This is a genomic window from Sanguibacter gelidistatuariae, assembly GCF_900096585.1.
Taxonomy (GTDB): Bacteria; Actinomycetota; Actinomycetes; order Actinomycetales; family Cellulomonadaceae; genus Sanguibacter; species Sanguibacter gelidistatuariae.
Window position 1 is genome coordinate 438187 of sequence record NZ_FMYH01000001.1, and the last position, 21633, is coordinate 459819.

General features: G+C 68.3%; 19 protein-coding genes. 10 read left to right on the forward strand and 9 right to left on the reverse strand.

From position 1 onward, the window contains the following. Window positions 1–326: 326 nt before the first annotated feature. The 8 genes from rpmH (at window position 327) to BLQ50_RS01995 (ending at window position 7648) form a co-directional block, all read left to right on the forward strand. Window positions 327–464 (forward strand): 50S ribosomal protein L34, encoded by a 138-nt coding sequence (rpmH, locus tag BLQ50_RS01960; protein WP_066460802.1) that lies wholly within the window; start codon window positions 327–329, stop codon window positions 462–464. A gap of 5 nt (window positions 465–469) precedes the next feature. Beyond that, window positions 470–829, forward strand: a complete 360-nt coding sequence (gene rnpA / locus BLQ50_RS01965; RefSeq protein WP_093180796.1) for a ribonuclease P protein component — start codon at window positions 470–472, stop codon at window positions 827–829. Next, window positions 826–1122 (forward strand): membrane protein insertion efficiency factor YidD, encoded by a 297-nt coding sequence (yidD, locus tag BLQ50_RS01970; RefSeq protein ID WP_217629072.1) that lies wholly within the window; start codon window positions 826–828, stop codon window positions 1120–1122. The genes rnpA and yidD overlap by 4 nt, the downstream gene beginning before the upstream one ends. 67 nt (window positions 1123–1189) lie before the next feature. After that, the gene (yidC, locus tag BLQ50_RS01975; protein WP_093180797.1) at window positions 1190–2287 is read left to right on the forward strand and encodes a membrane protein insertase YidC; all 1098 of its coding nucleotides are present in this window, start codon (window positions 1190–1192) and stop codon (window positions 2285–2287) included. Between the two features lie 40 nt (window positions 2288–2327). Continuing rightward, entirely contained in the window at window positions 2328–2876 is a 549-nt protein-coding gene (locus tag BLQ50_RS01980; RefSeq protein ID WP_093180799.1) for a Jag family protein, read from the forward strand. A 120-nt stretch (window positions 2877–2996) separates the two neighbouring features. Continuing rightward, window positions 2997–3626, forward strand: a complete 630-nt coding sequence (gene rsmG / locus BLQ50_RS01985) for a 16S rRNA (guanine(527)-N(7))-methyltransferase RsmG (RefSeq protein WP_093180801.1) — start codon at window positions 2997–2999, stop codon at window positions 3624–3626. Window positions 3627–5239: 1613 nt separating this feature from the next. Then, on the forward strand, window positions 5240–6157 hold the full coding sequence (locus tag BLQ50_RS01990; protein ID WP_093180802.1) for a ParA family protein: 918 nt from the start codon (window positions 5240–5242) through the stop codon (window positions 6155–6157). Window positions 6158–6361: 204 nt separating this feature from the next. Further along, window positions 6362–7648: a ParB/RepB/Spo0J family partition protein gene (locus tag BLQ50_RS01995; protein WP_093180804.1), complete on the forward strand. Its 1287-nt coding sequence runs from the start codon at window positions 6362–6364 to the stop codon at window positions 7646–7648. Between the two features lie 122 nt (window positions 7649–7770). Here the strand turns inward: BLQ50_RS01995 and BLQ50_RS02000 are convergent, their stop codons facing one another. The 8 genes from BLQ50_RS02000 to BLQ50_RS02035 form a co-directional block, all read right to left on the reverse strand. Beyond that, on the reverse strand, window positions 7771–8724 hold the full coding sequence (locus tag BLQ50_RS02000) for a D-alanine--D-alanine ligase family protein (RefSeq protein ID WP_093180806.1): 954 nt from the start codon (window positions 8722–8724) through the stop codon (window positions 7771–7773). Further along, entirely contained in the window at window positions 8721–10055 is a 1335-nt protein-coding gene (locus BLQ50_RS02005) for an aminotransferase-like domain-containing protein (RefSeq protein ID WP_093180807.1), read from the reverse strand. The genes BLQ50_RS02000 and BLQ50_RS02005 overlap by 4 nt, the downstream gene beginning before the upstream one ends. Window positions 10056–10153: 98 nt before the next feature. Then, a complete protein-coding gene (gene trxA / locus BLQ50_RS02010; RefSeq protein WP_093180809.1) occupies window positions 10154–10507 on the reverse strand; it encodes a thioredoxin in 354 nt (117 codons plus the stop codon). Next, complete coding sequence (gene trxB, locus BLQ50_RS02015; RefSeq protein ID WP_093180811.1) at window positions 10504–11505, reverse strand: thioredoxin-disulfide reductase; 1002 nt, start codon at window positions 11503–11505, stop codon at window positions 10504–10506. Before trxB ends, trxA begins: the two co-directional genes overlap by 4 nt. A gap of 179 nt (window positions 11506–11684) precedes the next feature. Continuing rightward, window positions 11685–13598, reverse strand: coding sequence for a protein kinase family protein (locus BLQ50_RS02020; RefSeq protein ID WP_139185685.1), 1914 nt, complete (start codon window positions 13596–13598; stop codon window positions 11685–11687). A 70-nt stretch (window positions 13599–13668) separates the two neighbouring features. Further along, the gene (gene murJ / locus BLQ50_RS02025) at window positions 13669–15357 is read right to left on the reverse strand and encodes a murein biosynthesis integral membrane protein MurJ (RefSeq protein WP_093180814.1); all 1689 of its coding nucleotides are present in this window, start codon (window positions 15355–15357) and stop codon (window positions 13669–13671) included. Continuing rightward, window positions 15335–17554: a DUF6049 family protein gene (locus tag BLQ50_RS02030; protein ID WP_093180815.1), complete on the reverse strand. Its 2220-nt coding sequence runs from the start codon at window positions 17552–17554 to the stop codon at window positions 15335–15337. Before BLQ50_RS02030 ends, murJ begins: the two co-directional genes overlap by 23 nt. Then, window positions 17551–18159 carry an NUDIX hydrolase gene (locus tag BLQ50_RS02035; protein ID WP_093181625.1) on the reverse strand — a complete coding sequence of 203 codons (609 nt, stop codon included), beginning with the start codon at window positions 18157–18159 and terminating at the stop codon, window positions 17551–17553. The genes BLQ50_RS02030 and BLQ50_RS02035 overlap by 4 nt, the downstream gene beginning before the upstream one ends. 104 nt (window positions 18160–18263) lie before the next feature. Between BLQ50_RS02035 and BLQ50_RS02040 the strand changes: the two genes are divergently transcribed. Both BLQ50_RS02040 and BLQ50_RS02045 read left to right on the forward strand, forming a co-directional pair. Further along, a complete protein-coding gene (locus tag BLQ50_RS02040; protein WP_093181627.1) occupies window positions 18264–19724 on the forward strand; it encodes a CCA tRNA nucleotidyltransferase in 1461 nt (486 codons plus the stop codon). A gap of 95 nt (window positions 19725–19819) precedes the next feature. Beyond that, window positions 19820–20125, forward strand: a complete 306-nt coding sequence (locus BLQ50_RS02045; protein ID WP_093180817.1) for a rhodanese-like domain-containing protein — start codon at window positions 19820–19822, stop codon at window positions 20123–20125. Window positions 20126–20134: 9 nt separating this feature from the next. Here BLQ50_RS02045 and BLQ50_RS02050 read toward each other — a convergent pair whose 3' ends face one another. After that, window positions 20135–21436: an MFS transporter gene (locus tag BLQ50_RS02050; RefSeq protein ID WP_093180819.1), complete on the reverse strand. Its 1302-nt coding sequence runs from the start codon at window positions 21434–21436 to the stop codon at window positions 20135–20137. Window positions 21437–21633: the final 197 nt, after the last annotated feature.

The window sequence follows — 21633 nt, forward strand, 5'->3', positions numbered from 1 at the left end:
CATAGTTTTCCACAGCCTGTGGGCGAGAGGTCGTGGCCCGTGAAATCCCGAAGTTCGAACGGCTTCGGGGCCCTGACGAGGGGTGATCCGGGCAATCAGCGAGGAGAATGTGCAGGGTTCGTCCACAGCCGTCAGGGCACGTTCCACAGCTGTGTACAACCGTGTGTGGGGCGCCACGTAGCGCCGGCTTGACCTGCGGGCCCTCGGCAACGTACCTTTTTACAGCCAGTCCTGTCGCTTCCGCATGCCTTCAGTGCCCCGATCATGGAGTGGCGAATGGCGCGTCCATCGAGGACGCGCTTCACCCAACGTTTTTGGAGTACCTCGTGACCAAGCGGACCTTCCAGCCGAACAACCGGCGTCGTGCGAAGACCCACGGCTTCCGTCTGCGGATGCGCACCCGTGCCGGTCGCGCCATCCTCGCGGCACGCCGCCAAAAGGGCCGCACCGAGCTCTCTGCCTGAATTCAGTGCTGCCTGCGGCGCATCGTATGCGCCGTTCCGGCGACTTCAGCCGGGCGGTGCGCGGCGGTGTGCGCACAGGAAAATCGACCATGGTCGTTCATCTCGCTGCGTCGAGCAGCGGGACGGATGCGCCATCGGTCGGTTTTGTTGTATCTAAGGCCGTTGGGAACGCGGTCGTTCGCAACCGCGTCAAGCGCAGGATGCGAGCCATCGTCGCTCACCACATGTCCGAGCTCCCCGAGGGCTTGCTGATGGTGGTCAGGGCGCTTCCTGATTCGGCCTCGGCCGACTTTGCGCGGTTGGAGGCCGACCTCGGATCCTGCCTGCGTCGCGGGCTGGCCAGGCGTGAGCAGGAGTCGTCGTGACTCGTCATGACGACGACCACGTCTCGCCCGTCACCGATGGTCCGCGGCGAGGGATCGTGGCTCGCTCTCTCCTCGGTGGGGTGCGCTGGTACCAGCGCTACATCTCCCCGTTGTCCGGCCCCAGGTGCAGGTACTACCCGACATGCTCGAGCTACGCGGTGACAGCGATCGAGAAGCACGGGGCGATCCGCGGCACCCGGTTGGCTGTGTGGCGGTTGCTCCGGTGCAACCCATGGACCGACGGCGGTATCGACGACGTGCCAGAGCCTGTGTCCAGGGACACGTCGCGTTGACTACTCTTACCTTCGGGCCTCGTCCGACGGACCATGCAAGACGCTTGTGCGCTAGGGAGCAGCAGTAATGGACTTCATGAAAATCCTCTACCCGATCGAGTGGGTCGTGGCATGGATCATGTACCTCTGCCACAAGTTCTTCGTGCTCCTTGGTATGAGCGACGGCGCGGGAGCCGCATGGATCCTGTCGATCGTCGGCCTCGTGATCATCATCCGTACCGTGATGATCCCGCTGTTCTTCAAGCAGATCCGGGCCTCCCGCGGGATGCAGATGATCCAGCCAGAGCTCCAGGCGATCCAGAAGAAGTACAAGAACAAGAAGGACCCCGCCTCGCGGGAGGCCATGAGTCGGGAGACCATGGCGCTGTACAAGAAGCACGGGACCAACCCCTTCTCCTCGTGCATGCCCGTGCTGCTCCAGTCGCCGATCTTCTTCGCGCTGTTCCGGGTGCTCAACAGTCTTAAGGGGATCGCTGACGGCACCAAGGATTCGATCGGCCCGATCAATCAGAGCGTCGCTCACGCGGCCGAGACTTCCTCGCTCTTCGGTGCCCCGCTGTCCTCCACCTTCCTGCACCAGCCGACGGACCTCAACACCAAGATCGTCGCCGGTATCCTGATCGTCCTGATGGCGGCCACGCAGTTCACCACGCAGCGCCAGCTGACGATGAAGAACATGCCGAAGGCGGCCCTCGAGGGCCCGATGATGCAGACGCAGAAGATCATGCTCTACATGCTTCCCGTCATCATGGGAATCTCGGGCGTGAACTTCCCGATCGGTGTGCTCATCTACTGGACCACGACCAACTTGTGGTCGATGGGTCAGCAGTTCTACACGATCCGCAAGATGCCAGCACCTGGCTCCCAGGCTGAGAAGACGCTCAACGAGCGCAAGGCGCGCAAGGCCGCGAAGAAGGGCATCATCATCGTGGAGGACAAGCCCACGGTGATCGAGCAGCCACGCGGACAGCGTCAGCAGCCCAAGCGCAAGGACCGTCAGCGTCAGCGTCCTGCAGGGACTCCTGCGGGCGGTGCAGCGGCGCCCGCGACCCCTTCTGATGACGCAGTAGAGGCCCCTGAGGCTGCTACGGAGGCTTCTGAGGCCCCGGGCCTGCTCGACCTCAACAAGACGCCGGCACAGAAGAAGAAGCGCAACAAGCGCTAGCGACCACCCCCACGCGGGGGACTGTGCTTCACATCGCGAAATGGAGAGACTTGTGACTGCTGATTCACCGGCCGTGGAGCCAGAGGTTCGGACCAAGACATCGCTTCTCGAAGAAGAGGGTGAGGTGGCCGCCGACTATCTCGAAGAGCTTCTCGACATCGCCGACCTGGACGGGGACATCGACATCGACGTCGACCACGGCCGGGCCGCAGTCGAGGTCGTAGCGGACGAGGCCGGCTCGTTGCGCCACCTGGTCGGTGCGCACGGTGAGGTGCTCGACGCCCTGCAGGAGCTCACGCGCCTCGCGGTGCAGACCCGCACGGGGGAGCGGAGCCGATTGATGCTAGACATCGCCGGATACAGGGCGGGTCGACGGGTTGAGCTGACGGCTCTGGCCGAGGAGACGATCGAGAAGGTGCGTACCACGGGCGAAAAGCTTGCCCTGGCGCCGATGAACGCCTTCGAGCGCAAAGTGGTGCACGACGCGGTGACCGCCTCGGGCCTGGTCAGCGAGTCCCACGGTGTGGAGCCCTCCCGCTACATCGAGGTCAGCCCGGCCGCGGAGGTCGACTCCTCGTCTGAGGACTGACTGCTCGTCGTATATGTGACGCTATATTCCGATATGGTCCGTATCTTTGGGTCCGCCGGGAATCATCGAGACGAGGTGCGCTGCCCAGGTGGGCGGTGCACCTCATATGGAGGGATCGTCGTGGACGAGGCACTAGATCAGGACGCACTGCGCGCGTACTTCGGCGACGCCTACCCGCAGGTATCCCAGTTCGCGGCCGAGCTGGCCTCGCAGGGTGAGGTTCGGGGGATGATCGGTCCCCGGGAGATCGACAAGATCTGGGAACGGCACATCCTCAACTCGGCGGCGATCGTGCAGTTCCTGCCGGCCCAGGGGACCTTCGTCGATATCGGTTCGGGGGCCGGGTTGCCGGGCCTGGTGATTGCCGCGATGCGCCCCGCTGCCTCTCTGGTTCTGATCGAACCGATGGAGCGCCGCTGTATCTGGCTCGTGGAGATGGTTGAGACTCTCGGACTGACGAACGTCGAGGTCAAGCGGGGACGGGCGGAGGAGTTCCATGACGCCTTCGAGGCTGACGTGGTGACCTCCCGTGCCGTCGCGGCCCTGGAGAAGCTTGCTCGCTGGTCCCTGCCGCTCTTGGCCCCCGGGGGTGAGCTGGTGATTCTCAAGGGACGCAGCGTCGCCGCGGAGATCGAGCCTGCCCGGAAGGTGCTGAAGAAGTTCAAGATGAGCGAGCCGGAGATCCTCGAGGCTGCGACCCTCCCCGGTCTTGAGTCGACGACGGTACTGCGATCCCGACGCAAGGGCTGAACCTTCGATCGGCGTGATGTTTCACGTGAAACGCGCGCCCTTTCCGCGCGGGTAGTAACCTGCCGTCTGCCAGGTGCAGACCGCCTCGCCGGACGAGCACTGAGGGCCGGTCGTCCGCCACGCGATGAGCGTCCGCCCCTCTGTCACTGGGGGAGTGTGGTGCGCGGGTGAAGAGCGCTCGGTTACGTGGCCATCGAGATCAGTCGTGAGGGCGCGCGGCTGCGCTGAGAATCGTGCTGATGACATCGGGATAGGGCTCCTGGATCTCTTCGGTTGTGGGCCAGTTGAAGCGACTGTTTTCGGGCCGAGGTTCTGGCGGACGAGGCCGGACTTCCTGAGGATCCCGACAGGCTGAGGTCTTCGACTTAGGGCTGAACAGGGGCTTCACGGAGGTTTTTTCTCGGAACAGGATCATGTGCTGTCTTCGTGAGCTGGTCGGCTCATGAACACCAGGAGCTCTCACGCACCGCACTCCACCTCGCTGGCTGTCGTTGGTGGCCTAGCGCCAGCATTGGCGTCGGGCGGGAAGTTGACCGTCGCAAAGACCGCCTTCGCTCTCAGGGGCCGTTCTGGCTGACCGCTGCCAGATGTGTCGTCGCGACGGTAGTCTTCATGATTCTGCTCGCCTTCAAGGAATGCCCAAGGTGCTCCTACCCGGTCCTTGGTCAGACGCGTCGTGGCTGCTGGTGACGGTCGGCTCCGGTGGCTTCGACATGCTCATGTGGGCGGGACACGCCTACTCGGCATTCCAGACCATCTGACCGGTCATGGCGACCGTGCCGATAGCCACTCTCTTCGTCATATGGGGACGCACCAAGCGGCGCCCCGCCGGACTCGTCCTTGTCCTTGTGCTGTCAGCAGTTGTGCTCGTCGGAGTCGTGACTGTCCGGGGGAGGGCACCCCGTTGATTGTCCTGCACAGCGGGCTCGGCCGAGGCGCGCCACTCCCGTTGCTAGATGTCATCGCCTGGGCGATCTACCCGACCGGTCACGGTGTGTTCCCTGAGCTGAGCTTGCTGCGGTTCACCACACTGACGTGCCTGCGGGGTACTGCGTCGATCATCGTCCGGACCACAGTGCTCAGCGGGAAACCGGCTGCCGATGGCATTTGGGAGGCGCCAAGCAAAGCGCTCCAGGGACAAGAACCGTCTGCCAGCGGAACCAGATGAATGCGCAACGGGGGATCGGGGACAGGGGACGGGGTGTGGGGAGGAGGAACTTGGGGACCGGTCTTGATCGTCACAGGGAGATGCGGGGTAGTAGGGCGTCGAGGGAGCCCAGGGCGGTTGGACGCGGGTGGCCGATGTCGTCACGACCGGCGGTGGCAGGCTCTCGTGATCGTGACGATGTTCCACGTGAAACGGCGAACGTTCTCGTGTTCATGGGTTTCGTGGGCTCCGGAGCCCCTCCGACACAGTAAAGTTCATGGTGGCTGGAGTGCTCCTGAACCCGACTCGATCGGGCGCGTCGGGCCCGGCCCATCCGACCTGAGAGAGAGTGGAGGACGATCGCGTGTCTGTGGCACCCGACACCCATCCTCAAAGTCCCGCGACGGAACCATCTCGCGCGGGCTCCGCACGTGATTCACGTGAAACATCGACGAGGGACCACCACGTGCGTGAGATTCTAGACAGCCTTCCGGACGAGGACGAGACGACCCCGCTCGCGGCTCAGCTCGTCCTTGACACCCGCCGTCGGGTCTCGCTCGACGGACAGAAGTTCCGCCGGCCTCCGCACACGCGCATCATCACGGTCGCGAACCAGAAGGGCGGGGTTGGCAAGACGACTACTACTGTCAACCTGGCCGCGGCGCTCGCCCAGGCGGGACTGAACGTCCTCGTCATCGACAACGACCCCCAGGGGAATGCGTCGACGGCCCTCGGCATCGACCATCGCTCCGGCGTGCCGTCGGTCTACGAGGTCCTGGTCGAGGGGATGCTGCTGGCGGACACGATCCAGCCGTGCCCAGAGTTCCCAAACCTTCTCTGCGTTCCCGCGACGATCGACCTGTCCGGCGCCGAGATCGAGCTTGTGTCCCTTGTTTCACGTGAAACACGGCTGCGTCGGGCCTTGGACGTCTACCTCGAGGGCCGCGCGACCCAGGGACTTCCTCGGATCGACTACGTGCTGGTTGACTGCCCGCCGAGCCTCGGGTTGCTTACCCTCAATGCCTTCGTGACGGGGCGCGAAGTGCTTATTCCTATCCAGTGCGAGTACTACGCGCTCGAAGGCCTGAGCCAGCTGCTCAAGACGATCCAGCTTATCCAGGCGCACCTCAACCCGGATCTGCACGTCTCGACGATCCTGCTCACGATGTACGACGCGCGGACCAACCTGGCCCAGCAGGTCGCGTCGGAGGTGCGCGAGCACTTCGGCAAGGAGACGCTCAAGACCTCGGTGCCGCGGTCCGTGCGCGTGTCTGAGGCGCCCAGTCACGGCCTCACCGTGATCTCCTACGAGCCGAACTCGACAGGTGCGTTGGCGTACCGTGAGGCGGCTAGGGAGCTCACGGAACGCGCCACTGTGCTCTAGCGTGTGCAGGTGGCACGCGATGCCACGCTGGTTTTGGACACAATGATTTTGGTTGTGACGATGCCACAGTGACTTTCGTTGTGGCGATGCCACAGTGGTTTTAGCTGTGACGATGCCACAATGGCTTTGGCTGTGACATGGTTGACCTGGATTCCAGGTCGGCACCGAACCTAGTCATGACGATGGGTACCGAGAGGACAAGCTGTGACCGAAAAGCGCCGTGGGCTCGGCAGGGGACTAGGGGCACTGATCCCCACGTCTCCTGAAGGGGGACGTCCGGTCGATGTCTTCTTCCCTGACCGCTCAGCGACATCCGTGGTGACCCGGCAGGCCACCGCGGAGCCGACCCGTAGGCCGAGGCCGGCGTCGGGGGATGTTGCGAACGCTGGCGGCCCGACCCCCGACAAGAACCGCGCCGGTCGGTCCAGTGCGGACGGTCCCGCGGAGGGAGAGGTGCCCGCGACGGACGCGCTGTCTACTTCCACCTTGGACGCGTCGCCGGGCATGTCCGCACGGGTCAAGGCCGAGTCGAAGGGCGCAAATTCCTCCCGCACGAGCGTCCCGTCCCTCACGCAGCGCGAGCGTGGAACGATCCGCATCGACTCCGTTTCACGTGAAACATACGTCGCCGCCACGGGCGCCGAGCCGACCCTCGACCTCCTGCCGGTCCCCGGGGCGTCCTTCGCAGAGCTTCCCGTCGAGAGCATCCACCCGAACTCTCGACAGCCGCGCACGATCTTCGACGAGAACGACCTGGCCGAGCTCGTCGGGTCGATCCTTGAGGTCGGCGTCCTCCAGCCCATCGTGGTCCGTCCCTCGCAGGAGACCGACGGCTACGAACTCATCATGGGCGAGCGGCGCTGGCGCGCCACCCAGCAGGCCGGCCTGACCACGATCCCCGCGATCATCCGCGAGACCGAAGACGGGGACCTCCTGCGGGATGCCCTCCTGGAGAACCTGCACCGGTCCGCGCTCAACCCGCTTGAAGAGGCCGCGGCCTACCGACAGCTGCTTGATGATTTCGGCTGCACGCACGAGGAGCTCGCGTCACGGATCTCGCGGTCCCGTCCGCAGATCTCGAACACCTTGCGGCTGCTCAAACTTCCCCCGTTGGTCCAGCGTCGCGTTGCGGCGGGCGTCATCTCTGCCGGTCACGCCCGTGCGCTGCTCGGCCTCGCCGACCGCAGCGAGATCGAGCGCCTCGCCCAGCGGATCGTCGCTGAGGGGCTCTCCGTCCGGGCGACCGAGGAGATCGTGGCCCTCGGCGGACTGGACGAGGAGAAGAAGGTCACCCAGCGTCCGCGGGCGGGCGCCAGGATCCAGGCGATCGACGAGCTCGCCTCGCGACTCTCCGACCGCTTCGAGACCCGCGTCAAGGTCGACCTGGGCAAGACCAAGGGAAAGGTCACCGTCGAGTTCGCCTCGGTCGAGGACCTCAACCGGATCCTCAATGTCATGGCCCCGGAAGAACCGGGTCTGTTCAAGAAGTAGGCGCACCAGCCCTGCCACCTGATCGGGACATGGGCGCGGCGGGCCTGGGTCAGCAAGAGGACAGAAGGGCACCCACAGATGCTGTGGGTGCCCTTCTGCGCGGATGATGCGCGCAGGTGCTGCTACGAGTCTTGACGGACGCGTGCGGTCTCCACGATCGACCGGTACAGCTCGGGGAGCTCCCGGCCGCCGGCCAGGGCGGCCTGCGGGAAGAGGGAGGTCTCGGTCATCCCCGGTGCCACGTTCACCTCGAGGAACTGGATGGAGCCGTCGGCCTCCAGGATGAGGTCGGTCCGGGAGATGTGCCGTAGTCCGAGGGCCTTGTGAGCCTCGATCGCGGTGCGTGCGACCGTCTCGGCCTGCTCCGCGGTCACCCGCGCCGGGGCGAAGTACTCGGTGCGCCCCGGGTTGTACCGGGCGTCGTAGTCGTAGGGTCCGTCGGTGACGATCTCGACCGGCGGGAGCGCCTGGCAGCCGTCCGCGGTCTCGATCACCGAGACCGCTACTTCGGTCCCGGTGACGGCGCGCTCGAGCAGCGCGACGTCGCCGTAGGCGAAGCAGGTGACCATCGCGCGGGGAAGCTCGGCGATCGACCTGACGAGGGTCACGCCCAGGGCGGATCCCCCGCGGGAGGGCTTGACCACAAGAGGCAGCCCGATCTTCGCGACGACCGCGTTCATCACGGCCTGCGCACCGAGCTCACGGAAGAGGCTCTGCGGCAGCGTGACGTAGTCGGGGGTGGAGATTCCCGCACGGGCAACGACGGACTTGGCCACGGGCTTGCTCCACGCGATGCGCGAGGACCGTGGGCCGGTGCCCACATAGGCGAGGTCGAGCAGCTCCAGGACATCGCGGATCGACCCGTCCTCGCCGCTCGCCCCATGCAGGATCGGCCAGACGACGTCGGGACGGATGTCGGAGAGCATCGGGATGAGGTCGGCGTCGACGTCGTGCACCGTCACCTCGACCTGGGCGAGGCGCAGGGCCTCAGCCACGCGCCGGCCGGACCGCAGCGAGACGTCGCGCTCGTGGGATAGGCCGCCGGACAGGACAACGACGCGCGGGCTGTGTGTCATAGGGAATCTGGTCCAGGGTTGTCGATGTCGGTCACGTCGTCGGGGGAGGGTGAGGTGCCGAAGATCTCGACGAGCTCGCGCTCGGCGTTGACGACGGCGGCCAGGCGCCGCACGCCCTCACGGATCCGCTCGGGCGTGGGGAAGCAGTAGGACAGGCGCATGTGGTCGGCGCCCGAGCCGTCCGCGAAGAACGCGGTCCCGGGGACGTAGGCCACCCGACCGGTCACAGCCCGCGGCAGCATGGACTTCGAGTCCAGCCCGTCGGGCAGCTTGACCCAGGTGTAGAAGCCGCCGTCCGGGACAGTCCAGGAGGCGTCGGGAAGGTGTTCGGCCAGCGCGCCGACCATCGCGTCTCGCCGCTCGCGGTAGAGCTCACGAAAGGACTTGATCTGGCCCTTCCAGTCGCTCGTGGACAGATAGGCAGAGATGGCCATCTGCGAGGCGTTGGAGGGGCACAGGATGGCGGACTCCGAGGCCAGCACGAGCTTCTCGCGGACGGCGTGCGGTGCCACGACCCAGCCGACCCGGAAACCAGGGGCGAAAGTCTTGGAGAAGGAACCCAGGTAGAGGACACCCTCCTCATCGGTGCTGCGCATGGCCGGCAACGGATCGTGACTGAAGCCCAGCAGCCCGTAGGGATTGTCTTCGATCACCAGCACCCCGTGCCGGCGAGCGATCTCGAGAATCCGTGGGCGGCGCTCGAGGCTCAGCGTGACGCCGGCCGGGTTGTGGAAGTTGGGGATCGTGTACAGGAATTTCACACGTCGCCCCTGGGCAGCCAGCCGTGTGAGGGTCTCCTCGAGGGCCTCGGGGATGAGCCCGTCCCCGTCGATCGGCACGTGGACGATGTCCGCCTGGTAGGAACGGAAAACCCCGAGCGCGCCGACGTAGCTCGGTGCCTCCGCGACGATCACGTCGCCGGGATCGATGAAGATCCGGGTGACCAGATCGAGCGCCTGCTGGGAGCCGGTCGTGACGACGACGTCGTCGGGATGGGCATCGATCCCCTCGAGCCGCATGACATCGAGGATCTGCTCGCGCAGCTCCTCGAGGCCCTGGCCGGAGCCGTACTGGAGCGCGGTTGTGCCCTGTGTCGCGATGACCCGCTGCATGGTGTCCGCGATGACGCCGAGCGGAAGTCCCTCGAGGTAGGGCATGCCGCCGGCGAGGGAGACCACCTCGGGGCGGTTCACGACCGCGAAGAGCGCACGGACCTCTGAGGCGCGCATGTTGTGCGCTCGCTGCGCGTACGCACCGAACCAGGGGTCGAGCCGAGTTCCGGGCGTGGGCGGTGTCAGTGAAGTCACAGCACCTAGTCTCCCACGGGGCATCGGGGGAAAGTGTGAAGGACGGCCGAGCAGACGAGACAGGGCCTGGTACCGCTGCAGTCAGCGGCACCAGGCCCCATCAGGGACGTCAAGAGGAGCAGTCAGGCGGGGCTGCCGGCGAGGATCGCGTCGATCTCCTCGACGAGGGCACGCTTGGGGCGGGCACCGACGATCGAGCGGACGAGCTCGCCGCCCTTGTAGACGTTGAGCAGCGGGATGGAGACGACGTTGTAGGCCGCGGTGGTCTGCGGGTTCTCCTCGGTGTCGAGCTTGGCGATCTTCAGACGTCCGGCGTACTCACCGGCGAGCTCGTCGAGGATCGGGGCGACCATCCGGCACGGTCCGCACCACTCGGCCCAGAAGTCGACCAGGACGGGGATCTCGGACGCGAGGACCTCGGCCGTGAATGTCGCGTCGGTGACGTGAACAGGGGTGGTTGAAGCGGTGGTGCTCACAGTGCCTCCAGGGATTCGATGGCTTCGACGAGCACGCTCGGCGAAGCATCCGCGCCGACGAGCCCGGCGAGGTAGTGCTGGGCGTCCAAGGCGGCCGCGCAGCCGGACCCGGCGGCGGTGATCGCCTGCCGGTAGGTGTGGTCGACGGCATCTCCGCAGGCGAAGACCCCGGCGATGCTGGTGCGGGTGGATCGTCCCTCGACCGCGATGTAGCCCTCGGCGTCCAGGTCGATCTGGCCCTTGACGAGCTCGGTGCGGGGGTCGTGGCCGATCGCCACAAACAGGCCGGTTGCGTCGATCTCGCGCTCGGCACCGGTGACCGTGTCTCGCAGGCGCAGGTTCTCGACCTTGTTCTCGCCGTTGATGCCCACGACCTCGCTGTTCCAGGCGAACTCGATCTTCGGGTCGTTCGCGGCCCGCTCGGCCATGATCTTGGAGGCGCGCAGGGAGTCGCGGCGGTGCACCATCGTCACCTTGGAGGCGAAGCGGGTCAGGAAGGTGGCCTCCTCGACCGCGGAGTCCCCGCCGCCCACGACCACGATGTGCTGGTCGCGGAAGAAGAAGCCGTCGCACGTCGCGCACCAGGACACACCGCGCCCGGACAAACGCTTCTCGTCGTCCAGGCCCAGCTCGCGGTACGCGGAGCCGGTCGCCAGGATGACCGCACGCGCGGTGAACGTGTCGCCGTTGCCGGTGCGGATCGTCTTGACCGGTCCGTCCAGCTCGACCTCGGTCGCGTCGTCCCACTCGATGACCGCCCCGAAACGCTCGGCCTGCTTCTGCATGTTCTCCATGAGCTCTGGGCCCATGATCCCGTCGGTGAAACCGGGGAAGTTCTCGACCTCGGTCGTGTTCATCAACGCGCCACCGGCTGTGATCGACCCCGCCAAGACCAGCGGAGCGAGCCCGGCGCGCGCGGCGTACACAGCCGCGGTATATCCGGCCGGCCCTGATCCGATGATGATGACGTCGTGCGTGGGGGCGTTCAGGTCGCTCACTGGTCGTTTTCCTTCGGTCGGATCGGGAAGAGGTCGATGGGGCTGCCGGCTCCCGCTGCGGGAAGAACACTGCGTTGTGAAGAACACTGCATCGGACCGGCTTGTTCCCGCCGTCCTGCGGTTCCTCCGCCGCACCCGTCGAGCTGGGCACGTGCGTTCCGCAGACGGCGGGAGCGGGACTAGGACACGTTGATCTCGAAGATGTTCGCCCGGTTCTCACCGGACGATACCTGAGGCAGCTCCGTGAACCAGATGACGATCGTCGAGGTCTCCACGGGAGCGGCGAAGGAGAACGCGGCCTCCGGTTGCAGTGGCCCGGAGGCGAGCAGCGTCCCACCGGTCGGGTCGCTCGCGTCGGTCGCGCGGATCTCGACGTTCCCTCCTGTGTTGTTCGTGGAGAGGAAGATCGACGACACCGGAGCCGCCTGCTCGAGCGTGACGAGGAAGCCCACTCCGTGCGTGTAGCCGCCGAACTGGGGTGTCTTGTAGGTCCGGGAGTACCAGGCAGTCTGAGCGTCGCCGTCGACCGCCTTGGCGGCCAGCTCGGGGTGGTCGTCCGGGGCGTTGCCGGGCAGGGAGATCTGCGCGCCGCTCGCGATGACGGGGACGACAGCGGCAGGTGCCTCCGCGGTCGGCGTTGCGCCGTCGGTCGGGTCGGTCGTGCCGTCGGTGCTGTCGGCCGTGGGACGCCCGTCGGGCTGGACGATCGCCGGGGTGTAGCCGGAGAAGAGCGTGTTCTTGGCCACGACCCCACCCACGACGAGCAGAGCGAGCATGAGGGTGAGGACGACCGGGGTCGGATTGAAGCGGAACCGCCGGGCGCGTTCCGTGGTCGAGATGGGCGCGCCCGGTGCGGCCGCGGGCCGAGGCGTGGAGGGCGCCGGAGGGACGGGGGGGCCACCAGCCGAGGAGAACGCTCCGAATGGCGGCTGAGGAGGACGCCCGGCCGCCTGGGGGGTGACCGAGGGCGGGAGGGCCGCGCCGCCCGATGCCACACTGCCTGACGCCGCGCCGACCGCTGCGGTCCCGGAGGCCACGGCCACGACGGTGTCATCGGCTGCGGCGCTCAGACCGGCGCCCAGGGCCGCTGCCCCGGCTGCGGCCGGGATCGATCCGGTCGCGGCGACCCGGGGGATGCGACCGGTGGACTGACGGCGCACGGGTCCGGCAGGCGGAGGTGTCCCCGGCATCGTCGCGCCGGCCGAGGGTGCGGCGGCCGAACCGAAGACGCGGACCGACTGACGGTTCACACCTGTGCTGGAGGCAGGTTCGTCCACGGGCGCGGGGTCGGCAGGTTCGTCGTCGTCCGCGGGGAGATCTTCCTCGTCCCAGGGTTCGAGCTCCTTGACCAGCTCGCCCGGGGTGTGCGGGCCGTCGTCGTGCGGGCCGAGGGTGACGACGCAGAGGGTGTCGAGGTCCTTGGGGACGCTGGGCACCACCTCGCGCGGGGGCGCGAGCACGTCGTCGGGACCCTGGTGCGCGGGGGAGAGCGACCGGGGGTCGAGGGCAGCGGCGGCGCTGCCGGCGAGCGGCAGCACGCCGGTCAGGGCGTAGTGCAGGAGCGCGACGAGGCCGACGGCGTCGTCGCGGGAAGCCACGTCCCCGGTCGCCGGAGTGCGGCTGTGGGGGAGAGTGCCGTCGATGCCCAGCCCGGTGACCCGGACCGTGCCCCTGTGGATGCGGATGGCTGCGGGGCGCAGCGCACCGTGGTGCACACCGCGGCGGCGGGCAGCCTCGAGCGCCTTCGCGGCGTCGCCGATCACGGCGCGGGCGGCCCTGGCGCTGAGCGGACCGCGGTCGACGAGATCGGCCAGGGACACCCCGGAGTACGGCTCGGTCACGACGAAGTCCCGGCCGGTGTCGTGCAGGACGTCGAGGACCCGGGTCAGGTGCGTGTCAGAGATGAGAGCGGCGCGTCGGGCGGCGTCGAGGGTCAGCCCGGCGTCGGGCCCCTCGATCAGGCTCACCCGGACCGGGCGGTCGAGGATCTGGTCGGTGGCAGCCCACGGCTGGACACCCAGCAGGTCGGTTGCGAGCGGCTCCTCGAGCCGATAGCGAGCGACGACGAGCATGCCCGGTTCTAGGCTGTCCACGAAAGGTCCCCATTCCAGGTTCGCCAGGTTCCATCAAAGTGAGTCGGCATCGGGCAACATCGTACGCGGCTCATCTGGAGAAGCGGGGGAGCTTGCGCAGCATCGGGCGAATCAGGCCCTGGAGCTCGTCGACGCGCATGAGTCGCAGGGCGAGCACGTAGACGGCCACCATCGTGGTGCCGACCAAGGTCGTCACACCGAGCGCCGCCCACCAGGAGTCGGAGGGCTCGAAACCCCACACGCTGAGGATTCCCCACCCGATCAGGCCGGCGGCGACAGCTGCCGCGACGAGCTGGACGTGCAGCCGGACGATGCGGGCCAGGTCTAGACCCTCCAGGCGATCGATCATCCCGCCGATCCGCAGCGCCACCCCGACGAAGTTCGACAGGGACATGGCCGCCGCGACCCCGACGACCCACCAGCGGCCGGGCAGCAGCGCCATCCCGGCGAGCGCGCCGCCCACGAGGACGATCGTCACCGGGATCTGGATGAGGAACACCGTCCGCCCGTCCTCGAAGGCGAAATACACCCACTTCATGAGCGCCATCGCCCCGAGCGGCACGAGCCCCAGCCCCAGGGCGGCCAGGACCTGGCCGACGACGACGACGTCGGCCGAGTGCAGCGTGGGGACCAGCACCTTCATCACCGGCTGTGACATGACCAGGAAGAACGCCGTCGCGAACACGGTGAACACCGCGATGACCCGGAGCCCCCTGGAGACGTTCGCCCGGACGGTCTTGAGGTCGCCGATGGCCGCAGCTGCGCTCATCCCGGTGAACAGCGCCGTGGCGATCGAGACAGTCACGAGGGAGTGGGGGAGCAGGTAGACCATGAGCGCCTGGGTATAGGCGCCGTTCCCGGCTACCACGAGGCTGTCGGTCCCGGCGTCGCACTGTGCCCGGGTGTAGGCGTCGAGGCAGGCGGCCATCGGGGCGGAGGTCGCGATCCGCGAGCTCACCAGGACCGCGACCTGGTCGAGCAGGACTGCGGCGAAGGTCCACAGTCCCACCCGGCCCGCCGAGCGCAGGCCGACCCCGCGGATGCCGAACCGCAGGTGCCAACGGAACCCGGAGCGCCACAGCGGCACCACGAGGATGAGGGCCTGGCAGATGACGCCGAAGGTGGTCACCGCGCCGAGCAGGGCGACCTGGCCCGTCGTCCAGGACTCCACGAGCGCGCCGCCGCGGGGGGCGCCCCCGAAGATGACGAGGAAGGCGCCGAGCCCGGCGATGGAGATGATGTTGTTGAGCGCCGGCGCCCACATGAACGGGCCGAACTGCCCGCGGGCGTTGAGCACCTGGCCGAGGACCGTATAGAGCCCATAGAAGAAGAGCTGGGGTATGCACCAGAAGGCGAAGGAGACCGCGAGGGCGACCTGGGCGGTGGTCCAGTCGTTGCTCGTGTAGAGCCCGACCATGGCACTCGCCCCGAGGGTGAACACGGCCGTGATCACCAGCAGCGCGGTCCCGGTGAGGCTGAGCAGCTTGTCGAGATACTCCTGGGCGTTCGGTGACCGGTAGGCCCGCATGACCTGCGGGACGATCACCGCATTGAGCATCCCGCCCGCGATGATCGCGAAGAGGATGTTCGGCACCTTGTTCGCGATGTCGAAGGCGTCGGCGATCGGTCCGGTCGCCCCGACCACTGCGACGAGCAGGAGGTTGCGCACGAGCCCGAGGCCGCGGGAGACCGCCGTGCCCGAGGCCATGATGAGCGAGCTGCGGCCCACCGACGTGCTAGCGCTCGTGGGGGTGCTCACGTGGTTCTCCGTCTTCGCTGGATGGCTCGGGGTCGGCCAGGGCTGGTTCGATCGACTCGACTGAGGCGACGGGGTCGATCCGGTCGGCCGGCTCAACCGTATCGCCGTTCTCGAGCTGCTCGACGACGGCCGCCGAGGCCCGCCGGTCCGAGCGGCCACGGTGGATGGTGCGCCAGATCCCGACGCCCAGCAGCACCACGAGGAGCCCGGCGAAGATCGCCGTCCCGAGGTTCTCCCAGTCTGCCCTGACCCGGACGCCGATCGAGGCGGGACTGGCTATCAGAGTCCCGTCTGGGCTGAGGATCTGGATGTACACGGTGACGTTGCCACGCCCGACGGCGCGCACCTTGACCTTGGCAGACGCGTCTGAGCCGGCTGGGACGACGACCGTGACCGGAGCCTCGGCGACGAGCCGCGGGTCGTCCGGCTTGAGCTGGACGGTCACCGTGGCCGGCTGATCGAGGGCGTTGTGGACCGTGATCGGCAGGCTGGAACCGGTGCTGATCAGCGTGAAGTCGCTTTGGCTGACGACTGAGATCGAGCTCGTCACGTCGTCTGCCTCGGCCGTGAGGCGGTCGATCGCCGCCGTCCGCCCGGCCGGGTCGTTGCGCCAGGCGACCGACGTCGCAGCGAGAGCTGCGGCGTCGACCGGCGTGGTCAGTGCCGCGGGGTCGGGAACGACCTGGGCGAAGTGCTCGACCGCCGCTCGGGTCGCCTCCAGGCTGGCCAGCTCGTCCCGGGTGAGCGCTCCTTGGACGGTCGAGCTGGTCTCGGGAGAGCTCCGCGCCACGTCCGGGACGGGAGCGTCGATCAGGGTGGACACGGGCATGAGGCGGGCCCACGGGACGCCGTCGATGCCGCCCAGCTGGGCCTGCGCGATCTCCGGGGTCGGCGTCCAGGACCGCGGGGCGGTCAGCAGGATCGAGCGCACCTCGGCCGGGCGCTCGCGGGAGATGATCGCTAGCTCGGCGACCATGCGTTGGCGGGCCGCGGCCGGTGACGTTTGGGTCGGCGCGGCGAGCTGGGAGCTCAGCACTGCGTCGGGCACGAGCGCGGTCACCGTGCCGGACGAGGTAGCCAGCGAGGCCAGACCCGTGGGGGTGTAGGTGAGCTCAGGGTCGGGCTGCAGGGCGCCCGGGGCGGCGACCACAAGCGGCGTGCCGGCCGATGCGGCCAGGCGCAGGACCGACGTCGTCGGCACCGCCTGGGCCGGCCACGCGAGGTCCGTGCGCCACGTGGAGAGCCCGGTGGGCAGCTCCTCGCGCTGGGGCGGGCTGATGCCCGCTGCGGCGAAGGCGCTCCAGTCCTGGTCGAAGGTCGGCAGCGCAAAGACGTCACGGCCGCCCGAGGCAGCCAGGGTGTGGCGGGCCCACGCGGTGGCCGCCGGGGACGTCGCGGGCTCGTCGGCGCCGTCCCTGGCGACGGCGCTGACGATCGCGGGGTCTACTGCCCACGCCACGGCCGGGAACTCCTCGGTGCTGGCCACCACCTTGCTCAGGCGACCGGTCTTGTCTGTGGCCTCCCCCAGACCTGGGGTCGACCCGACCGGGTCGAGGGGGTCGAAGGCGGGCCCGACGACAGGGACGAGGACGCTCACGTCGACGGGCGTGATCTCCTCGTCGGCCACCGGGAACCAGACAAGATAGGTACGCAGCACACCGAGGGGGGTTGTGGCGGGGTAGGAAGTGCCCTCGCCGGTCACCGAGACGGCGATGCCGCGCGGGCCCCAGCCCACCTGCCCGCCCATCAGAGTGAGCGAGTCGGCCTCGACCGAGAATGTGATGGTCGTGGTCGCACCCGCGGCCAGCGTGTCCGGCAGGGGAAGGGCCTGCACGGTCGTCCCGACCGGTGCGCTCTCGGGGAGGTCCTCCCACCCGGCGAAGGCGACGCGGGTCGAGTAGCGGTACTTGGACACGCTGAGCTTCGCGACCGGCGACGTGATGTCCGTCGTGGTGGTGTTCTCGATCTGGGCGACGACGGTGAGCGTGTCCCCGGGGCGGGTCACCTCAGGGCTGAGGCTCAGCAGCCGGACCGCGACCGGCGCGGTCGAGGTCACGGCCGGCTCGGGGACGGCGGCCGCGGCGGGCAGGGCGAGCGGCGCGCCCAGGCTGGTCAGGATCAAGGCCATGGCCAGGACCGCCAGCACACCCACGATGCTGGCTCCGGCGCGGCGGATCGGTCGAACGAGTGCGGTCATTGCTGCGAGGGCGGGTTCCGGTCGATGCCACGAGACTGGTTGAGCAGCTCGAGGGCGGCCGAGGCCAGGCGGCGTTCGTTGGGGTAGCTCAGAGTCGCGGAGAGGTCGGCGAACGCGACCCAGGCGACGTCCTCAGCCTCGCTGTCCGGGTCGCCCTCGACGGTGAGGAAGCCACCGATGGCCTCCAGGAGGAAGTGGTGCACGACTTTGTGGACGCGGCGGTCGTCGCCGGTGAACCAGTAGTCGATCACGCCGAGACGGCGCTGGATGGACCCGGTGATGCCGGTCTCTTCGGCGATCTCACGGACGGCCGCCTCTTCGGCGGTCTCCACTCCCTCGAGGTGCCCCTTGGGCAGGCACCACTCGAGTCGCCCGGCGCGGTTGCGTCGAGCGATGACAGCGGCGTGGAACACCCCGTCGATGATCTCCACGACGAGGCCACCGGCGGAGGTCTCTTCGACGATGGGAAGGTCGGAGGATCCGTGGGCTGTGGGCGCCGCCGACCCTGCCACCGGGTGAGGCGCCTGCGGGTCGATCCGCAACGGGTGGCCTCCCGGCGGCGCTGGGACCGGGGAGCGGCCCTGTGAGTGCGCGGCGCTGGACATGTCGGCCACTTTATCTTTATCTGGCAGGCTTTGATGTTGTGCCTACGTCGACGAGTGCTGTAAACCCTGAGAATCCGGCCCTGGGCCACGATCTTGCCGGTGAGCTGTCCGCGCAAGTCGCGCTGCTGCGCCGTCGGGCAACCACGGTTTTGACCCATATGGCGCCAGAGGCAGTCGAGCTCGGCGAGATCTTCGCGGCCGCCGGACACGAGCTGGCGCTCGTGGGCGGACCGGTCCGCGATGCCTTTCTGGGGCGCTCTAGCGCCGATCTGGACTTCGCGACGTCGGCCAGTCCCGACCAGACCCAGGCCCTTCTTGCGGGCTGGGGCGACGCACACTGGGACATCGGCAAAGAGTTCGGCACGATCGGGGCGAAGCGGTTCGCCAAGGGGAAGGTGCCCGAGGTTGTGGTGGAAGTCACGACCTACCGCACGGACGAGTACGACCCGGCCTCACGCAAGCCGGTCGTCGCCTTCGGCGACACCCTCGAGGGCGACCTGTCCCGGCGGGACTTCACGGTCAACGCGATGGCGGTGCGGCTGCCCGAGCTGACCTTCGTCGATCCCCACGACGGCCTCGTCGACCTGGCCGCGCAGCTGCTCCGCACACCGATCGAGGCCGCGCGGTCCTTCGACGACGACCCGTTGCGGATGATGCGCGCTGCGCGCTTCGCCGCCCAGATCGGATTCACCGTCGAGGCGTCGGCCCACCAGGCGATCGTCGACATGGCCGAGCGCATCACGATCGTCTCGGCCGAGCGGGTACGGGACGAGCTCAGCAAGCTGCTGCTCGCGAGCAGGCCGCGGCTGGGACTGAGCGTCCTGGTCGAGACCGGGCTGGCCGACCACGTGCTGCCCGAGCTGCCCGCGATGGCACTCGCCGTCGACGAGCATCGCCGGCACAAGGACGTCTACGAGCACTCCCTGACTGTGCTGAACCAGGCGATCGATCTGGAGACCGAGCCGGATGGCGCGGTGCCCGGCCCCGACCTCGTGCTGCGCCTTGCCGCCCTGCTGCACGACGCCGGCAAGCCCGCGACCCGCAAGTTCGAGGATGGCGGCACGGTGAGCTTCCACCACCACGAGCTGGTCGGCGCGAAGCTGGCCTCCAAGCGGCTCAAGGCGCTGCGCTATGACAAGGAGACGGTTGCGGCCGTGACCCGGCTCGTCGAGCTGCACCTGCGCTTCCACGGATACGGCGAGGGGGCCTGGACGGACTCGGCCGTGCGCCGGTACGTGACCGACGCGGGCCCGCTGCTCGAGCGGCTGCACCGACTGACCCGGGCGGACTGCACCACCCGGAACAAGCGCAAGGCCCAACGCCTCTCGGCGGCCTACGACGACCTCGAGGCCCGGATCGAGAAGCTGCAGGGGGAGGAGGAGCTCGCCTCGATCCGTCCGGACCTGGACGGCGCGCAGATCATGGCCATCCTCGGGATCGGACCGGGTCCCGAGGTAGGGGTGGCGTACCGCTTCCTCATGGAACTGCGACTGGACCGTGGGCCGCTGGACCATGACACGGCCCGTGATGAACTGCTGACCTGGTGGAACGCTCGGGAGGACTAGAAAACCACCAACGTTTCACGTGGAACAGACCCGGGCAGCCTCTGGCGCCGACCGTTCCGTACCACCGCCAATTCGTACTACCGCTAGGAGCGACCATGCGTGAAGTTGACCTCACCACGACCGACGAGGCCCTCGCGGCCGGCGGCTATGTGCTCGATGTTCGAGAGGCCGACGAGTTTGCCGCCGTGCACGTCCCGGGGGTGACGCACATCCCGCTGAGCGAGCTGGTCGCCCGGGTGGCTGAGGTTCCGGCCGAGGGAACGGTCCACGTCATCTGCGCGATGGGCGGGCGGTCGTTGCAGGGCGCGGAGTACCTGGAGTCGACCGGTCGGACCGCGGTGTCGGTCGAAGGCGGCACCCAAGCCTGGATCCAGTCCGGGCGCCCCGTCGTGCGCGGCTGAGCGGGGACTTCAGGCGTCAGTCACAGTGCGTGCGACCCGGGCGCCCCACCGGCCGAAGGCCAGCGCGGTCAGGGCGTAGGCAGCCGCGAGGACGACAAACATGGGGCGTGAATACCCCTTGTCGGGCAACGTCACGGCGGCCAGCGCCGCCGCGCCGATGAAGGCGCTGTTGTACAGGACGTCGTAGAAGGCGAAGGCGCGGCCCCGGAACTCGTCGGGGGTGTCGCGCTGCACGATCGTGTCGACGGCGATCTTGGCGCCCTGGGCCGCGAGCCCCAACGCGACGGCGCACACGAGCATCGACGCGTGCGTCATCGTCGCGACGAGCACCAGCTGGCTGCCGCATGCCAGGAGCAGGCAGACGACGATCCAGGCGCGGGGGCCGATCCGGGCGGCGACGGTCGGGGTGAGCACGATCGCCGCCCCGAAGCCCACCGCCGTGGCGGCCAGGACCGTCGCGAACACTCCCAGACCGGTGTCCGCGGCGGAGCCGGTCGACAGCAGGTTCCGCGAGATGAGGATGCTCGCCACGAACGTCACCCCATAGAGGAACCGGTGCACGCCCATGACGACCAGGGCCTGCGCCGGGGTCCGGCGCCGCACCAGGAACCGGGCGCCCTCGGCGAGCCCGCGGCCCAGGTGCGCCAGGTCGCTGCGGAGCGGGCCGGCGTCGGGCACGGTGGCGGGGGAGGGGCCGAGGCGGGCCGCTGGGAAGCCGGCCGCGATGACGCTCGCGCCGACGAAGAAGACCGACGCGACCCCGAGCGACGTCGCGTCCCGCGCGATTCCCTCCGGGACGGCCAGTCCCACCAGTATCCCGGCGAGCCCGCCGACCCCGGCCGCGGCCGCGCCCAGCGTCGGCACCAGGGCATTCGCGGTGAGGAGCTGGGGGCCGTCGACGACCTGCGGCAACGACGCGGAGAGAGCGGCCAACAGGAAGCGGTTGAGCGAGAGGATCGTCAGCGCGAGGACGTAGATCGCGGGGCCGATGCCCGAGACGAGGATGGTCCCGGCGACCGCGAGGGTGAGCACCACCCGCATCAGGTTGACAACCACCAGCACCTGGCGCCGGCGCCACCGGTCGAGGAGCACCCCGGCCCAGGGGCCCACGATCGTGAACGGTGCGAGCAGGATCGTGAAGGCGACCGCGATCGAGGCAGCGGTTCCCTGGCTCTGCGGCGAGAAGAAGAACAATGTGGCGAGGCCGACCTGGAACATCCCGTCACCGGCCTGGCTCACCATCCGCACGGCGAACAGCCGCCTGAAGTCACGAAGGCGCAGCAGGACGCGCAGGTCAGCCAGGGCAGTCACTGGACCAGGGTACGGGGGAGCCGGCGGTACGGCTCAGGGCCCCGCCGCGAATGCGACGGGGCCCTGAGTGTGATGCGGCGCTACGGATCAGCGCACTACCCTTCGGTCGCGCTGGTCCTCCGCTTGCTTCGCGGCGCTCTGGATCAGCGCACTACCCTTCGGTCGCGCTGGTCCTCCGCTTGCTTCGCGGCGCTACG

Excerpts from the sequence above, each read along its gene's own strand:
- BLQ50_RS02045 (WP_093180817.1), top strand. The coding sequence starts at position 19,820 with ATGCGTGAAGTTGACCTCACCACGACCGACGAGGCCCTCGCGGCCGGC.
- BLQ50_RS02035 (WP_093181625.1), bottom strand. The coding sequence starts at position 18,159 with ATGTCCAGCGCCGCGCACTCACAGGGCCGCTCCCCGGTCCCAGCGCCG.
- BLQ50_RS02000 (WP_093180806.1), bottom strand. The coding sequence starts at position 8,724 with ATGACACACAGCCCGCGCGTCGTTGTCCTGTCCGGCGGCCTATCCCAC.
- yidC (WP_093180797.1), top strand. The coding sequence starts at position 1,190 with ATGGACTTCATGAAAATCCTCTACCCGATCGAGTGGGTCGTGGCATGG.
- BLQ50_RS02005 (WP_093180807.1), bottom strand. The coding sequence starts at position 10,055 with ATGCCCCGTGGGAGACTAGGTGCTGTGACTTCACTGACACCGCCCACG.
- BLQ50_RS02030 (WP_093180815.1), bottom strand. The coding sequence starts at position 17,554 with ATGACCGCACTCGTTCGACCGATCCGCCGCGCCGGAGCCAGCATCGTG.
- BLQ50_RS01980 (WP_093180799.1), top strand. The coding sequence starts at position 2,328 with ATGGAGAGACTTGTGACTGCTGATTCACCGGCCGTGGAGCCAGAGGTT.